Below are 15,006 nucleotides of genomic sequence, written 5' to 3'. Positions count from 1 at the left end.
CGAAAACTCAATCGCCGTCCCCGCGCGCCGCGGGGGCAGTGCCCGGCGGGCTCTCCGTCCCCCCGCCGGTGACCTTCGCGTAGACCTCCTCCATCATCCTCCCGATCCTCTCCCAGGAAAAGAGCCTGTCCACCTTCCTCCTCCCGGCAAGCCCCATCGCGCGGACCCTCATGGGGTCCTCGAGGACGTAGGCGATCCCCCACGCGAGTGAGTCGGCCCTGACCGGGACCTTGATCCCGTCGACGAAGTTCTCGATGTTCTCGGCCGGGCCGCCGACGTCGGTCGCGACGACGCACCTGCCCGCGCTCCACGCCTCGGTGAGGACGAGCCCGAACGGCTCGTTGCGGCTCGGGATCACGACGACGTCGCAGGCGTTGAGGAGGCGCAGGTACTCCGCGTCCGGGATGAACCCCGTGAAGTGGACGGGGAGGGATCGGCAGCGCTCCTCGAGCCACGGCCGCATCTCGCCGTCCCCGACGACGATGAACTGGACGTCGCCCCTCCTCCGGAGGACGAGGGGGACCGCGTCGGCGAGGATGTCGGCACCCTTCTGGTACACGAGCCTGCCGACGAAGAGCGCGACGGGGGCGAGGGGGTGGATGCCGTACTCCTTCTTCACCTGCCCCGGGTCGACGGGGAGCCGGTAGACGTCCGGGTAGATGCCGTTCGGGACGACCGTGATCTTCTCCGCGGGGACGCCGTAGAGCCACACGATCTCGGTCTTCGTGTGGTGCGAGACGGTGGTCAGGTGGGTGGCCCGCGCGCAGCCCTCCCTCTCCATGCGGGATATGTACGCAAACTCCGGGGATGTCCCGAAATTCCCGCCGTTCCTCCCGTACTCGGTCGAGTGGAAGGTGAGGACGGTCCTGCGGCCGGAAAGCTCCCCGAGGGCATCGATGAAGTGCCAGTCGTGGAAGTGGACGAGGTCGAACGGGGGTGAGTCGGCCTCCCGGAACCGGGAGAGGGCTTTTGCGCTCATGTCCCGGCAGTACGAGATGAGGTCGTGCCCCTCGGGCTGCGCGAAGTGGTAGTGGACGCCGTCGATCGTCCGGTCCGGGCCCGGCCCGCGCGTGAAGTAGTGGACCTCGTGGTGCCGCGCGATCGTCTCCGCGAGGTGGGTGACCGCAGGTGCAAGCCCGCCGACCCGCACCGAGTGGAGGGACTCCCAGCAGAAGTATGCTACCCTAAGCGGCGCCATAGCTCCCCGATCCTCGCCTGCACGGTCTCCCTCGCCTCCGCTGCCGTCCGGCACCCCGCGAGTGCCCGGGAGAGCGTTTTATCGCCGAGCACGTCCCCGACCCACCGGGAGAAGTCGCCCCGCCCGTGGTGGAACGAGTAGACGTGCGCGGGGACGAACTCGAGGATCCTCGCGAACTCCGAGAGGCTGTGCGCCGAGTACCCTGCGTACCGCGTCCCCGTGTGGAAGTGGAAGGCCCGCTCGGGCGGGAGGCAGCGGAGGGCGCGGAGCGCGGACCGCGAGCGGAAGCGCGGCGCGGAGGAGAGCTCGAGGTACTCGAGCACCCTCATGTAGGCCGCGAAGTAGTCGCAGGTCTCCTCGTTCGTGGAGTGCGGGACCTGCCTCCCGCAGGATGCGGAACAGAGCGCCATGCGGTGGAAGTGGTCCGTCGCCTGCAGCCTCCGCCACGCCTCGCGGTCCCTCGCGACGAGCCGCCCGCCCTCCTCGAGGCACCAGAACGCGGACTGCTGGAGGATGTTCTGGATCCCTGTCGGCGACGCGATGGTCCCGGGCTGGCAGACGCAGAGGTCGCCCGGCGGGATCTCGCCGCGGGCCGGTTCCCGGAGGCAATCCGAGGGGAGGAGCGTCTCGATGCCCCTCGACCGCAGGGCGTCGGGGAGCGCCGCGAAGAATCCCCGGAAGTCCGCGTGGACAGACCGGGCGGGGGAGAAGGTCCGGGCGTCGATGAAGACGTGGATGCAGTCGCCGGGCGTCGCCGCGATCCAGTCGGCGAACGTCCCGGCGGAGAGGGGGTACCGGTCCCAGCCGGGGTCGAAGAACCGGAACGCGAGGTCGTCGGAGAGCCTGCAGTTCCGCAGGAGGACGGGCAGCCCGCCGCAGGAATAGAGGGCGTTGGGGTGCCCGACCGAGAGCAGGTGGTCGTAGCCCTCGGAGTAGAGCGCGGAAAAGCCCATCCCGCGCACGAGGGCGGCAACCTCCGTGCTGAACGCAAACTCCGTGTTCTCGAATACCCGCGGCCTCTTCCCCGAGAGATCCTCCATCAGGGCGGCGTGGGATGCCACCTGCTCCGAGAACTCCCTCGTGTCGGAGAAGAGCGCGGCGACAGAGTGGTAGTACGTCTGGCCGAGGACCTCGGAGTTCTCGTGCGAGAGCGCCCGCTCGAGGAGGCGGCGCGCCTCGCTGTCGCCTGCGGGCAACTGCTCGAAGAGGAGGCCGGAGACGGAGAACGCGAGCCTGTGCCCCGCGTCGAGCCACCCGAGGGCCGAGGCGAGGGCAGGGACGAGTGCCGACCCGAGGTAGTGCGCAAAGTGCTTTCCCTGCGACGGGCTGAAGCACGCGGGCACTTCCCCGCGCGGCACGCGGGCAGGAAAAGCCGTGTTCACGTAGTACGGGTAGTGGAGCCCTATCCCGATGCAGAGCGCCCGGCACCCTTCCGCCGTCATATTTTTCCATTGATCCTTCAGACAGGGGAGAATTTAATTGTGCGCAGCGGGCAGGGGACCGCAACCGGGGGGGTTGGAGGGGCCATGCGGGGAGGAAACCATTATCACGGTGCGCCGCGGAGACTCCCGCCATGGGAGAGAGACCTCTCGGTGTGACCATCATCGGCATCCTCTGGATCCTCGGCGGGATCCTCGCCCTGATCGGCGGCCTCGGCGCATTCCTCTTCGGCGCGATGATCGCGGGACCCATCGGGGCCGCGGTCGGGCTCGCCATCGGGATCTTCCTCGGGATTGTCGGGATCATCCAGATCGTGCTCGGCATCGGCTGCTTCATGGCGTGGGGCTGGGTCTGGACGGTGGGAGTGATCATCACAATCCTTGCCCTCGTCCTGGGCATCGTCGAACTCGTGCAGTCCGGCGCGGGTGCGCTCATTGGCATCGCGATCTCGGCCATCGTCCTCTGGTACCTGTTCCAGGAGAACGTGAAGAGGTACTTCGGGAAGGCGTGAGAACGGCGGGGAATCGGGCAGTGTCCCGGTCGTCCATCGCGGGCATCGGCGCGGGAGGCGCGGCGGCCCTCACCCCGCCGTGCCATTTCGTCGAATCCGGGCGGGATGCGCCACGGGATACCGACCCGAAAAAGGCACCGAGGGGAGGTATTAAGATGGGGGAGCCCGTTCTCCCTCCATAGGATGTGTTCTTTTTCCTATCCCGGAGACCTCCCATGATAGAGGTCCTGTGCGTCGACGACGACCCGGATTTCCTCGAGATTACGAAGTGGTTCATCGAGAAATCGGGTACCATCTCCATCACAACCGCAAACTCCGTGGAGGAAGCCCGCAGAACAATGGAGCAGCGGTCTTTCGACGCGATCGTCTCGGACTCCCAGATGCCGGTCACGGACGGGATAGAGTTCCCTAAGACCCTGCGTCGCAGGGGAAACGACATCCCCTTCATCATCTTCACGGGGAAGGGACGTGAAGAGGTCGCCATCCAGGCATACGACAGCGACGCCGACTTCTCCATCCAGAAGGGTGGTGACCCGGCGACGCAATTCCGCGAGCTTTCGCACAAGATCGTCAAGGCAGTCCGGATCCACGCGGCCGAGGCTGCGTTCCGCGAGAGCGAGGAGAGGTACAGGTTCGTCGTCGAGAATACGACCGAGGGGATCGTGGTCATCCAGGACGGGCTGATTCGGTACGCGAACCCCGCCCTCGCCTCGATGCTGCAGGCAACGCCCGGCGATGTCACGGGGACACGCTTCGACTCGTTCATTTACGCGGACGACCGGGTTCCGGTCGTCTCGTGGTGTCGCGAGCTTGAGGAGGGAAAGGAGTTCCCGGGGACCCGCGACTTCAGGGTCGTAGGGAACGGTGGGCGCGTGACGTGGGTGCAGGCATCGGCGGTTCGCATCCCGTGGAACCGCCGGCCCGCGTTCCTCGGGCTCCTCGCGGACATCACGGAGAGAAAGGTGCGCGAGAACGGGTGCAGGGAGGAGAACCTCACGCTCGCGCGTGATGCGAGGGAGAAGGCGGCCCGGCTGGAAGAATCGGAGAGGGAGAAGGAACGGCTGAAGCGCCTCGTCTCTACGGGGAATCCGGACCGGTGATCGGGTCTCGCTCCCTGTCGTCCCCGGCGTCTCATGTCCTCCCGGGACATCCCGCCCTGCGCGATGGTGAGTTTTTTCGTGGAGTATTCTGATTACTACGTATCGGACCCCGGTCACGCAGATGACATCCTCCTACCGCGTCCTGTACGTCGACGACGAGCCTGCCCTGCTCGAGGTCGTCAGGCTCTACCTCGAGAAAAAGAGCCGGTTCTCTGTCGACACCGCGATCTCGGCGGCAGAGGCCCTCAAGAAGATCGAATCCGGCCCGTCCTACGACGCCGTCATCTCGGACTACCAGATGCCGGTCATGGACGGGATCGAGTTCCTCAAGGCCCTCCGCCGCAGGGGAAACGACATCCCCTTCATCATCTTCACGGGGAAGGGGAGGGAAGACGTCGTGATCCAGGCCCTCAACGAGGGCGCCGACTTTTACCTCCAGAAGGGCGGGGACCCCGCGTCCCAGTTCGCGGAGCTCGCGCACGTCGTGCGGAAGGTCGTCCGGGAGCGGAGGGTCGAGGCGAGCATCCGCGACATGGAGCGGCGCGAGGCCGATATCCTCAACTTCCTCCCCGACGCGACGTTCGCGATCGACCTGCGGGGGACGGTGATCGCGTGGAACAGGGCGATGGAGAGGATGACCGGCATCCCGGCGGAGACGATCCTCGGGAAGGGAGACTACGAGTACGCGCTCCCCTTCTACCACGAGCGGCGCCCGATCCTGATCGACCTCGTGCTCAAGCCTGACCCCGCGACCGAGGCGAAGTACCCGTACATCCGGAGGGAGGGGGACGTCCTCATCTCCGAGATCTTCATCCCCCACCTCAACGACGGCCGCGGCGCCCACCTTTGGTTCCTCGCATCCCCCCTCTACAACTCCCGGGGGGAGGTCGCGGGGGCGATCGAGACCATCCGGGACGTGAGCGAGTGGAAGATACTCGAGAGGGAGTGCGACGAGAGGGAACGGTTCCTCTCGACGCTCATCTCGAACCTCCCGGGGTTCGTCTACCGGTGCAGGAACGACCGCGACTGGACGATGGAGTACATCAGCGAGGGCTGCCGGGAGATCACAGGCTACGCCCCGTCCGACTTCATCGGGAACGCGACCGTCGCGTTCAACGACATCATCGCCCCCTCGTTCCGCGACCTCCTGTGGGAGATGTGGCAGGAGGTCCTGCGGGAGAGGAAGGTCTTCGAGTACGAGTACCCCATCATCACCCGCGAGGGCGAGGTCCGCTGGGTCTGGGAGAGGGGGAGGGGGATATTCGACGCACAGGGGAACCTCCTCTACCTCGAAGGGTTCATCACCGACATCACGTCCCGCAAGGAGGCGGAGGTCGCGCTCCGGGAGAGCGAGGAGCGGCTCCATGACCTCTTCATGCACATGGAGGAGGGCTTTGTCCTCTGCGAGGCTATCCTCGACCCCTCGGGGAACCTGACGGACTGGATCCTCGTCGAGTCAAACCCCGCGTTCGAGAGGATCACGGGGCTCTCCGGCATAAAGGGGAAGAGGGCGAGCGGGATTTTCCCCGGGTTCGGGGAGAAGTACCCCGAGGCTCGAGCGGTTTTCGAGAAGGCCATCCGGGAAGGATCCTCCACGAAGATCGAGGTTTACGTCGAGGAATTCAAGAAGTGGCTCCGCGCGTCTGTCTTCTCCCCGAGGGAGGGGTACTTTGCCGCGGTCTTTGAGGACGTCACCCCTTGGAAGGAGGCAGAGCTCGCGCTCCGCGAGAGCGAGGCGAGGTTCCGGCTCCTCGCCGAGGGCGCGCAGGACATTGTCTACCGGTACGAAATCCTGCCGAAGAGGGGTTTCTCCTTCGTCTCCCCCTCTGTCACGTCCATCCTCGGGTACTCCCCTGACGAGTTCTACGCGGATCCGGACATCGGCTACGCGCTCGTCCACCCCGACGAGAGGCACTTAATCGACGCGATGTTCACGCCGAGCGAGGAAGTGTACACTAGACCTGTGGAATTGAGGTGGAGGAAGAAGGACGGCCAGTTCGCCTGGCTCGAACTCCGCAACAGGCCGATCCTTGACGATACGGGGAATCTCGTCGCTCTCGAGGGAATCGCGCGTGACATCACCGAGAGGAAGCGGGCCGAGAGGGAACTTGCCGAGAGCGAGGGGAAGTACCGCTCACTCCTCGAGAACCTCCCCGAACAGATCCTCGTCCACAGGGGCGGGCACATCCTCTACGCGAATCCCGCGGCTCTCAGGACGTTTGGGTACTCGCCAGAGGAGATGGTCGACCGCTGCGTTTTCGATTTCGTTCCGCCGGAATATCACCCACTCATCGTCGAGAATATCCAGAAGAGGGAAGGGGGATCCCCCGTCGAACCCTACGAGATCGAGGTCATCGCGAAAGACGGGACGAGGAAGACGGTGCGGGTGAGCGGGAGCCCCGTGGTCTTCGGGGGACAGCCTGCAACCCTCATCGTCCTCATCGACATCACGGAGCGCAAGAGGGCCGAGGCGCAAATCCGGCAGGCACACAGGAAGCTCGCGCTCCTCGGGAACGTGACGAGGCACGACATCAACAACCAGGTCTTCGTCCTCTCCGGGATCCTCGACCTCCTCGAGACGGCGGGCAGCGGGGAGGAGAGGGGAGAGCTCCTCGCGAGGGCACGGCAGGCCATCTCGAGGATCCACGCGACGATCCGCTTCGCGCGGGACTGCGCGCAGGTCGGGGAGAGCGCGCCGCGGTGGCTGAACCTCCGCGGTCTCGTCGAGGCCGCGGGGGCGGACATCCCCGCATCGACCGTCACCCTCGAGAACGGGATCCCCTCCGATATCGAGGTCTTCGCCGATCCCATGGTCGGGAGGGTGTTTGCAAACCTCCTCGACAACGCGGTCCGGCACGGCGGGAACGCGACGACGGTCCGGTTCTCGGCGGCGGAGCAGGGGGAGACACTCGCGGTCACGTGCGAGGACGACGGCACGGGCATCCCCGCGGAGGAGAAGGAGAAGATCTTCGAGAGGGGATACGGGAGGAACACGGGGATGGGCCTCTTCCTCTCGCGCGAGATCCTCTCCATCACGGGGATGACCATCAGGGAGACGGGGGAGCCGGGGAGGGGGGCAAGGTTCCTCATCACCGTGCCGCGGGGCTCGTGGAGGCGCGCACCATAGGCCGTGGCGTGGAGGGGAAGGTGACTCTCCCCCTCCTCTCGTCCCGTCGGAATTGGCTGTTTTTTGCCAGAGGTGCCCTGTCGCTTGGAATCAGCCGCTGAAAAACCGGGAGAGAGCCTCCGCGAGGTACATGAGCCCGAAGAGGACGAGGAACGCGCCGCAGCCCCGCAGCACCCACGCGTAGATCCTCCTGTCAAAGACGTTCTTCCCCTTGTGGATTCCCGTCGAGACGAGGGTGTACCACCCGAAGTCGGCCGACCAGTGGCCCGCGACGAACGCGAGTGCGAAGACGAAGGCCTGCTGGGCGGCCGCGAGCACGAGCGCGCTCCCGACCGAGAACCACCAGAGCCAGAAGTACGGGTTCGAGACGCTCGTGATCACCCCGGCGAGGTACGGGTTTGTGACGACGCTCCGGCTCTCGCCGTCGGGCACGCCGGCCTCTGCCCCCCGGATCGTCATTATCCCGAAGGCGACGAGGGCTGTCCCGCCGACTGCCCCGATCACTCCCGCGTAGTCCGACACCCCTGAGACCGTGCTGAACCCGAGGATGACCGCCGCGAAGATGGCGGCCTCGACGAGGGCATGTCCGGCCGAGACGCGGGGGCCTGTCTTCCACCCGCCGGTCACGGACGTGTTGATGGTCGCAACGAGGGTCGGTCCCGGCACGAGCGCGCCCGAGAGCCCGATGACGAACCCGAGCAGGTATGTCTGGAGCATCCTCCCTCCCGGTCTCTCCCATAGGATCGTCTCTCTCCCGTCATGTCTCTTCCGCCACGGGTGTCAGGGCAGGCATCCCCCCGTCCCGCCGACCGGCAGGGGAAGAGAAAGGTTAATGGGGAGAGATCCCGCAATGGTCCAAATCGGGAGAGATCTCCAAAGCTCCAGAGCCGGACCCCCGCGGGAGAGCGTGCATCCATCCCGCGCGGCAAGAGGGGGAGAAGAGCGGGTGAAACGGGAACTGAACGACAAGCCAGGGGGCAAAGAGCGGCCGCGGGGGGGAGTGGACCGCCGCGATCCTCGCCTCTTCCCTCGCAGTCATCCTCCTGACTGTGTACACTGCCACCCTCGGGATCACGATCGTCTTCCCGCACCTCTACTACATCCCCATCGTCCTCGTCGCGTACAGGTACAGAACCGCGGGGCTGAAGTGGGTCCTCCTCCTCGTCGGGGTCTACATGGGGATCACGGCCACTTTCTTCCCTTCCGACACCGTCGTCCTCCTGAATGCCGCTGTGAGGAGCGTCACATTCCTCTCGGTGGGTGCGCTCACGGCGATCCTCTCGGAGAAGATCCTCGAGGGGAGGAGGGAGGTGGAGAGGACCCTCCAGCTCCGGGAGAGCATCCTCCAGAACGTGAACGTCTGGATGATGGTGCTCGACTCCACGGGGAAGATCCTCGAGTGGAACACCGCGGCCGAGAGGATCAGCGGCTACCCGGCGCGGGAAGTCCTCGGGAGGAACGACGTGTGGCGGGAGATATACCCCGACAGGGAGTACCGCCGGCGCATCACGCGGCAGATCCGCGAGATCGTCGGGGAGAAGAAGTACTTCGAGAACCTCGAGACGACCATCACGTGCAGGGACGGCTCGCAGAAGACGATCCTCTGGAACACGCGGTCGCTGGGCGCGGGACCCGAAGGGCGGGAGACGTTCGTTGCGATCGGGACGGACATCACCGGCCTCAAGAGAGCGCAGGAGTCCCTGGCGGCGAATCTGAACCGGATGGTCGCGATCCTGAGGGCACTGCCCGACCTCATGTTCGTGATCTCGCGGGACGGCACGTTCCACGAGTTCCACTGCGCGGACGGAAAAATGCTCGTCCGTCCCGCGGAGTACTACGTGGGCAGGCGTCTCCGCGAGACCGGGTGCCCGGCGGACCTCGCCGGGAGGTTCACGGAGATCGTCAGGGCAGCGCTCGAATCAAAACAGCTCCAGCAGATGCACTACAGCCTCGCCACCGGCGGGCAGACACGGCACTTCGAGGCGCGCACGGTCGCGATCGACGACGAGAGGGCACTCGTCATCGTGCGTGACATCACGGACAGCGTGGAGAGGGAGTACATCCAGCAGAGGTTCACGAGGGACCTTGAAGAGCAGGTGCGTATCCGGACGGAGTTCCTCGAGGCGACGCTCAGGGAGAAGGACCTCCTCTTCCGGGAGGTCCACCACAGGGTCAAGAACAACCTCCAGGTCATCACCAGCCTCCTCAACCTCCAGATCCGGTCCGCGAAGAGCCCGGAGGTGAGCGCGATCCTGCGTGACACCCAGAGCAGGATCAGGGCGATGGCCCTCGTCCACGAGAAGCTCTACCAGTCCGGGGACCTCTCGCGGATCGACATCTGCAGTTACCTGCGGGCGCTCGTGCACCAGACGTTTGCCTCGCACGGGACGAGGCCACAGAAAGTGACATTATCCTTCACGTGCGAGACACTCTCCATGGACATCGGCCGGGCGATCCCCCTCGGGCTCATTATCAACGAGCTCGTCACGAACGCGCTCGTGCACGCGTTCCCCGGCGACATGGCGGGGACGGTGACGGTACGGGGGGAGAGGAGGGGCGACGGGGCCGAGTTCTCGGTCGCCGACGACGGCGTCGGACTCCCCGCGGGGTTCGACCCCGAGAGGAGCACGACCCTCGGTCTCCGCCTCGTGTACTCCCTCGTCGCGCAGCTGCACGGGAGCATCGAGCGGCTCCCGGCCGGGAGGGGGACGGCGTTCCGGCTCGTCATCCCGGGAGGCGGGTGAGCGTGCGGGGAGGCAGGGCCCGGATCCTCGTCGTCGAGGACGAGCGTATCGTCGCCGAGGATTTGAGGGAGACCCTCGAGGACATGGGGTACTCCGTCGCGGGCATCGCGGGCAGCGGGGAGCAGGCCATCGAGATGGCCCGGCAGGAGGTCCCCGACATCGTCCTGATGGACATCATGCTCTCCGGGGAGATCGACGGGATAACCGCCGCAAGCCAGATCCAGGGCACGCTCGACATCCCCGTCATCTTCGTGACAGCATACTCCGACCAGAACCTCATCGAGCGGGCGAAGGTGACCGAGCCGTACGGCTACATCGTCAAGCCGTTCAACGAGCGGGAGCTCCGGTCCTGCATCGAGATCGCACTCTACAGGCACCGCGCCGAGAGGGAGATCAGGAAGAGGGACGCGATCCTCCTCGCCCTCGGGTTCGGGGTGGAATGGTTCCTCCGGCAGGTCTGCGAGGTCTGCGGCGCCCGCCTCGGGGGAGGCGTCCCCACGGCGGGGCGGACCCTCGGGCCGTACGCCCTCGAGCCGTTCCTCGAGCAGGTCGGTGTCGCGATGGATCTCTCCCGGGTCGTCGTCTTCCGGCACCGGGAGGAGGACGGGAGGATCGTCCCGGTCGCGGAGTGGTGCAGCCCGGGGATACCTCCCCTCCGCGGGGAGAGAGAACCGGTCGCACTCGCCCTCGAACCGGTGTGCGCCGGGGAGAGGCTGCACGCGCTCGTGTCGGGGGAATGCGTCACGGTCACTGCAGGCAGCCACGCGGAGGACGGGGGCGAGTTTTCCCGCGCACTCGGGATCAGGTCGGCTGCCCTGTTCTCCCTCACCGTCCGCGACAGGTTCTACGGCATCGTCGCGTTCTGCGACGCGAAGGACCGCGAGTTCCCCGGCCCGGAGATCGAGGCGATGCGGATCGCGGCAGGCATCCTCGGCGGGGCGATCGGCCTCTTTGCGGAACGGGAAGGCGGGGGACAGGGGAATCCCGCGGGGTAGGGCGCGGGGAGACCTGCAGTCGCCCTCCCCTCACCCGAGGAACTCCCTGTAGGCCCCGGGGATCTCCTGCCGTTCCTCGGCGATCGCCCTCTCCACCTCCGCGAGGTTCGACGCGATCTGGCGGACCCGCGCAGCTTCGAGGAGGAGCCCTGTCCTCACCTCTTCGCTGCACCCCGCCTCCCGCGAGGCCTTCTCCGCGATGTCGGCGAGGCCTGACTCCACGAGCGCGAGGGGTTTGCGGACCCGCATGACCACCTCGGAGATGTACCCGATCAGGGCGAGCCTCCTGTCCTCCGCGTTCTTCCTGTCGGTGATGTCGATGAAGCTCTCGACGAGAACCTCCCTCCCGCCGATTCGCGCCCTCACCACTGTCTTCTGGATCGGGACCTGCCTCCCGTCCGAGGCGAGGAGAACCTTCTCGCTGTTGTCGATCTCCTGCCCGAGGTCGGTGATGGGACACCTCCCCCTCTCGGCAGGGCAGATGAACCGGTGGCAGACGTTCCCCACGATCTCGTCCCTCTCCCTCCCGACGAGGGAAGCCGCGGCAGGGTTGACCTCGAGGATCGCGTGTGTCCCCGGGTCGATGATCACGATGCCCGCCGGGATCTTCCCAAAGAGTGCCTGCAGTTCACCCCTCTCCATACTCTTCCCCGTGTGGGGATGGGATGGGGGGAGAGATAGTTCTTTTTCGCCCCGTCTCCCAGGCCCGGCTGCCGGGGTGCTGCGCCGTTCGGTGCCCTGCCCTTTTTCAGTCCCCCCGTTCCCTCTCCTGCCTTGCGCCGAGCCGTGACGCGGCGTACTTCATCAGGGGGGAGACGCCGTCGGATGAAGGGTGGACCTCGGTGAACCGCGAAAAGTCGCGGACAGGGATCCCCTCTCTCATCAGGAATGCGACGTAGGCCGCGACCGTCCCCCCGACCGGGGACGCGACCGAGATCCCGCGGACCCGGCCGTCCTCCCGCGAGGCGACCACCTCTGCCATCCCCGTCCGCCCCCGCGGGACCTCCCAGAACGTCCCGGGGCCGGCGGGGCCCGGGGCCGCAAAAGCCACCATCTCCTCGCCCGGTTCTCCCTCCACGAACGCGTACTCCTGCGAGAGCGCAAAAGACCGCGGGATCCCCCCGTAGTCCATCTCGAGGTTCTCGCCGAGGATGGACGACGCGGCGACGATCCCCTCCTGCCGGGCGACCGGCGTGAGGCAGGGGGACCCCGTCACGTCGCCGCAGGCATATACGCCCGGAACGCTCGTCTCCATCCGCCGGTTGACGACGATCCTCCCGTCTTTCCCCTTCCGCAGGCCGCTGACCATCCCCGAGTTGGGGACGAGGCCCGCCGCGAGGATCACGGCGTCGCAGGCAATCTCGCTCTCCGCGTTCCCGGCGCGGAGGACTGCTCCCCGCACCCTCTCCTCCCCCGAGATCCGCTCCACCGTGCAGTTCTCGCGCACGTCCACCCCCAAGAGCTCCCCGCGGGCCGCCTCCCGGAGCTTCCGGGGGACCTCGCGGAGGAACGTGCTCCGCACCGCGAGCGTGACCTCGGACCCCCACTCCTGGAAGATGAAGGCGAACTCCGCGGCCATCACGCCGCCGCCGACGATGAGGAGCCGGTCCGGGACGTCGGGCATCGAGGTGAACGTGTGCGCGGTGTAGACGCCGGGTGTCTCGACGCCGGGGATGGAGGGGACGCGGGGGACGGAGCCCGTCGCGACGACGAGGTGGGAGGTCTCGAGGGTCTCGCCGTCGACGGTGAGGCGGTCGGCATCGACCCTCCCCTCGCCGCGGACGATGTGCACCCCACAGCCCCTCGTTTCCGCGTCGAGGACCGACGCGATCTTCTTCTGGACGGAGGCCATCTGCGAGACGGTCCGGGGAAAGGACGGCGTGGGGACGGAATCGAGGATCCCGAGGGACGCGAGGTTCCTCGCCTGCGAGATCGCCCTCGCGACGTCGTTTAAGGCGCAGATGACCATGCAGCCGTGGTGGAGGCACTGCCCGCCGAGGCCTGCCCGCTCGACGAGCGTCACATCCCTGCCCGAAAGGGCGAGTTTCATCGCGGCGGTCCGGCCCGCGGGACCACCGCCGAGGACACCGATCATGGGAACGTGCAGATCAGAAGATCTCGACGCCCTCGTCCATCGGCACGGAGAGGATCTCGCCGGAGAACGCGTTCACCTCGACGATCTTCTTGCCCCTGACCTGCCAGACGGGGACGTAGACCTCCCGGACGTTCACCTCGATGTTCCTCCTGTCGGGCCGGAGCACCTTCTCCTCGTAGGAGATGGCATCCCCCGCGACCTGCCGGATCCTGACCCGGTGGGTGAGGCTCTCCGCGACCTCGGAGAGGATCTTCTCCCTCGCCTCCTCCTGCGTGATCTTCGGGGGGACGACCTCCGCACCGGCCGGGATCCCCTCCTCGACGACCGATCCCATCTCCCCCTCGAACTTCAGGCCGTTGATCGCGTTGAGGGCTCCCTCTCCCTCCGCGTCGAACGGGACGCGGTGCTCCTTGTACACCTGCTCCCCGGAACTCCTGTACGTGTAGTACCAGAATGGCATGAACCGGAGCGCGACAGTCCCTTGGATCTTCGCGATCTGGAGGGCCGCGTTCTTGGTGACGCGTATCGGGAGGTGGGGGATGACGATGCCGCTCTCTCCCCCCCCCATCGCGGCCTCCTCTCCCCCGCGAGCCGCCGCGGGTGCAGCCGTCCCCTTCCCCTCCCCGCGTGCCCTGCCGAGGGGGACAGAGAACGGGCGCGAGAGGATCCTCGCGAGGGCCGCCTCGCCGTAGAGGGTGACGAACTCGTCCCTCCCCCACACGGTGATCCCCTGCGCGCCGGTGACCGGGGCGAGGGAGAAGAGGAGTTTCTCGTAGCGGATCTCCTCGCCGCCGCTCACGAGTCTGAAGTTCCCCGCCGAGAACTCCTCGATCTCGGTGGGGTCATCGCTGCAGAGGACCATCAGGTACTCGTCGCCCCTGCTCGCGAGGTCGAAGGGATCTTCGAGGGGGTTCACCTCGTACCCTGCGGTCTCGAGAATCGCCCTTATCGCCGATCTCGCCTTTTCCCGAACCTTTTCGTCCATGAACCATACATTTTTCCCCCTCATAGAACAATTTTTCTGTTTTCTGGCGAAAGATCTTGGAAAGATGCATCTCCCCCTCAAATTCGTCCACACCCGCATCGAGGAGTACGCGATGCAGGTCACGTACGACCCGCGGGAGGGGAGGGGTCTCGTCGTGTACAACCTCTCGCTCGTCCCGGACACGCACCTCGACGATGCGATCTCCACCATGAAGGAGACGTACAGGGCGGGACTCTGCGTGAGCGGCCTCGTGCGGTTCATCGGGGCGGAGGAGAGCGCGGGCGATTTCAAAATCCCGGAGGGCCAGACGGGGATCGTCACGGTGTGCAGTTCGACGCTCGACGGCATCCTCCTCCGGAGGGGGATCCCGTACAACCCGATCGGGGGCGGCATCGTCGAGATCGAGTCGCGCGTCCCGCGGCGGTTCACCCACCTCATCCTCTACGAGTACACGACGATCGACCCCCTCCAGGCCCTCCTCTCGCAGGAGATCACCTCGGTGACACGCATCGTGCGGAAGGGGAGCGGCAACATCCTCGCGAACATCAGGCAGTGCCACATGGAGGCCGAGGAGGCGGTGGGGGAGATCATCGACGAGCTCTCGGGGAGCAGTTTCTCGCCGGTTCTCGACGTCGGGCTCCCGAACACGCCGGCGCTCGGCGTGACGGTCGACCCGCAGTACATGGGCATCGTCGCCCTCGGCGGGACGAACCCGATGGCGGCCATCAAGGAGAAGGGGATCCCCGTGACGACCTACGCCATCAAGGGGCTCATGGACGCGGGGGAGATGGAGGAGATCCTCGACCACTGA

The 15,006-nt window shown here is 66.5% G+C and carries 12 protein-coding genes; 6 read left to right on the top strand and 6 right to left on the bottom strand.

All coding sequences use genetic code 11. From position 1 onward, the window contains the following. Window positions 1-7 precede the first annotated feature (7 nt). Window positions 8-1,198: a glycosyltransferase family 4 protein gene (locus QFX32_08800; GenBank protein MDI9634131.1), complete on the bottom strand. Its 1,191-nt coding sequence runs from the start codon at window positions 1,196-1,198 to the stop codon at window positions 8-10. Further along, window positions 1,180-2,640: a hypothetical protein gene (locus tag QFX32_08795; protein MDI9634130.1), complete on the bottom strand. Its 1,461-nt coding sequence runs from the start codon at window positions 2,638-2,640 to the stop codon at window positions 1,180-1,182. Before QFX32_08795 ends, QFX32_08800 begins: the two co-directional genes overlap by 19 nt. Window positions 2,641-2,771: 131 nt before the next feature. On the opposite strand from QFX32_08795, the gene QFX32_08790 reads away from it, so the two are divergent. From QFX32_08790 to QFX32_08780, 3 genes are all read left to right on the top strand, one after another. Further along, window positions 2,772-3,149, top strand: coding sequence for a hypothetical protein (locus tag QFX32_08790; protein MDI9634129.1), 378 nt, complete (start codon window positions 2,772-2,774; stop codon window positions 3,147-3,149). 215 nt (window positions 3,150-3,364) lie between these two features. After that, the gene (locus QFX32_08785; GenBank protein ID MDI9634128.1) at window positions 3,365-4,249 is read left to right on the top strand and encodes a response regulator; all 885 of its coding nucleotides are present in this window, start codon (window positions 3,365-3,367) and stop codon (window positions 4,247-4,249) included. Between the two features lie 121 nt (window positions 4,250-4,370). After that, window positions 4,371-7,376, top strand: coding sequence for a PAS domain S-box protein (locus tag QFX32_08780; GenBank protein MDI9634127.1), 3,006 nt, complete (start codon window positions 4,371-4,373; stop codon window positions 7,374-7,376). A 90-nt stretch (window positions 7,377-7,466) separates the two neighbouring features. Here the strand turns inward: QFX32_08780 and QFX32_08775 are convergent, their stop codons facing one another. Further along, entirely contained in the window at window positions 7,467-8,093 is a 627-nt protein-coding gene (locus QFX32_08775) for a LysE family transporter (protein MDI9634126.1), read from the bottom strand. A 332-nt stretch (window positions 8,094-8,425) separates the two neighbouring features. Here QFX32_08775 and QFX32_08770 point away from each other — a divergent pair, with 332 nt between their 5' ends. After that, on the top strand, window positions 8,426-10,120 hold the full coding sequence (locus tag QFX32_08770; protein MDI9634125.1) for a histidine kinase dimerization/phosphoacceptor domain -containing protein: 1,695 nt from the start codon (window positions 8,426-8,428) through the stop codon (window positions 10,118-10,120). Further along, the gene (locus QFX32_08765; GenBank protein MDI9634124.1) at window positions 10,117-11,115 is read left to right on the top strand and encodes a response regulator; all 999 of its coding nucleotides are present in this window, start codon (window positions 10,117-10,119) and stop codon (window positions 11,113-11,115) included. Before QFX32_08770 ends, QFX32_08765 begins: the two co-directional genes overlap by 4 nt. Window positions 11,116-11,145: 30 nt before the next feature. Here QFX32_08765 and QFX32_08760 read toward each other — a convergent pair whose 3' ends face one another. From QFX32_08760 to QFX32_08750, 3 genes are all read right to left on the bottom strand, one after another. Beyond that, window positions 11,146-11,757: a PAS domain-containing protein gene (locus QFX32_08760; GenBank protein MDI9634123.1), complete on the bottom strand. Its 612-nt coding sequence runs from the start codon at window positions 11,755-11,757 to the stop codon at window positions 11,146-11,148. Window positions 11,758-11,863: 106 nt separating this feature from the next. Then, window positions 11,864-13,210, bottom strand: coding sequence for an NAD(P)/FAD-dependent oxidoreductase (locus QFX32_08755; GenBank protein MDI9634122.1), 1,347 nt, complete (start codon window positions 13,208-13,210; stop codon window positions 11,864-11,866). A 13-nt stretch (window positions 13,211-13,223) separates the two neighbouring features. Then, window positions 13,224-14,195: a hypothetical protein gene (locus QFX32_08750; GenBank protein MDI9634121.1), complete on the bottom strand. Its 972-nt coding sequence runs from the start codon at window positions 14,193-14,195 to the stop codon at window positions 13,224-13,226. Window positions 14,196-14,259: 64 nt separating this feature from the next. Between QFX32_08750 and QFX32_08745 the strand changes: the two genes are divergently transcribed. Continuing rightward, window positions 14,260-15,006: a DUF128 domain-containing protein gene (locus QFX32_08745; GenBank protein ID MDI9634120.1), complete on the top strand. Its 747-nt coding sequence runs from the start codon at window positions 14,260-14,262 to the stop codon at window positions 15,004-15,006.

Origin of the sequence: Methanolinea sp. (assembly GCA_030055515.1) — an archaeon.
GTDB lineage: Archaea > Halobacteriota > Methanomicrobia > Methanomicrobiales > Methanospirillaceae > Methanolinea_A.
The sequence above is the reverse complement of the archived record's forward strand: the minus strand, read 5'-3'. Positions and strand labels throughout refer to the sequence as shown.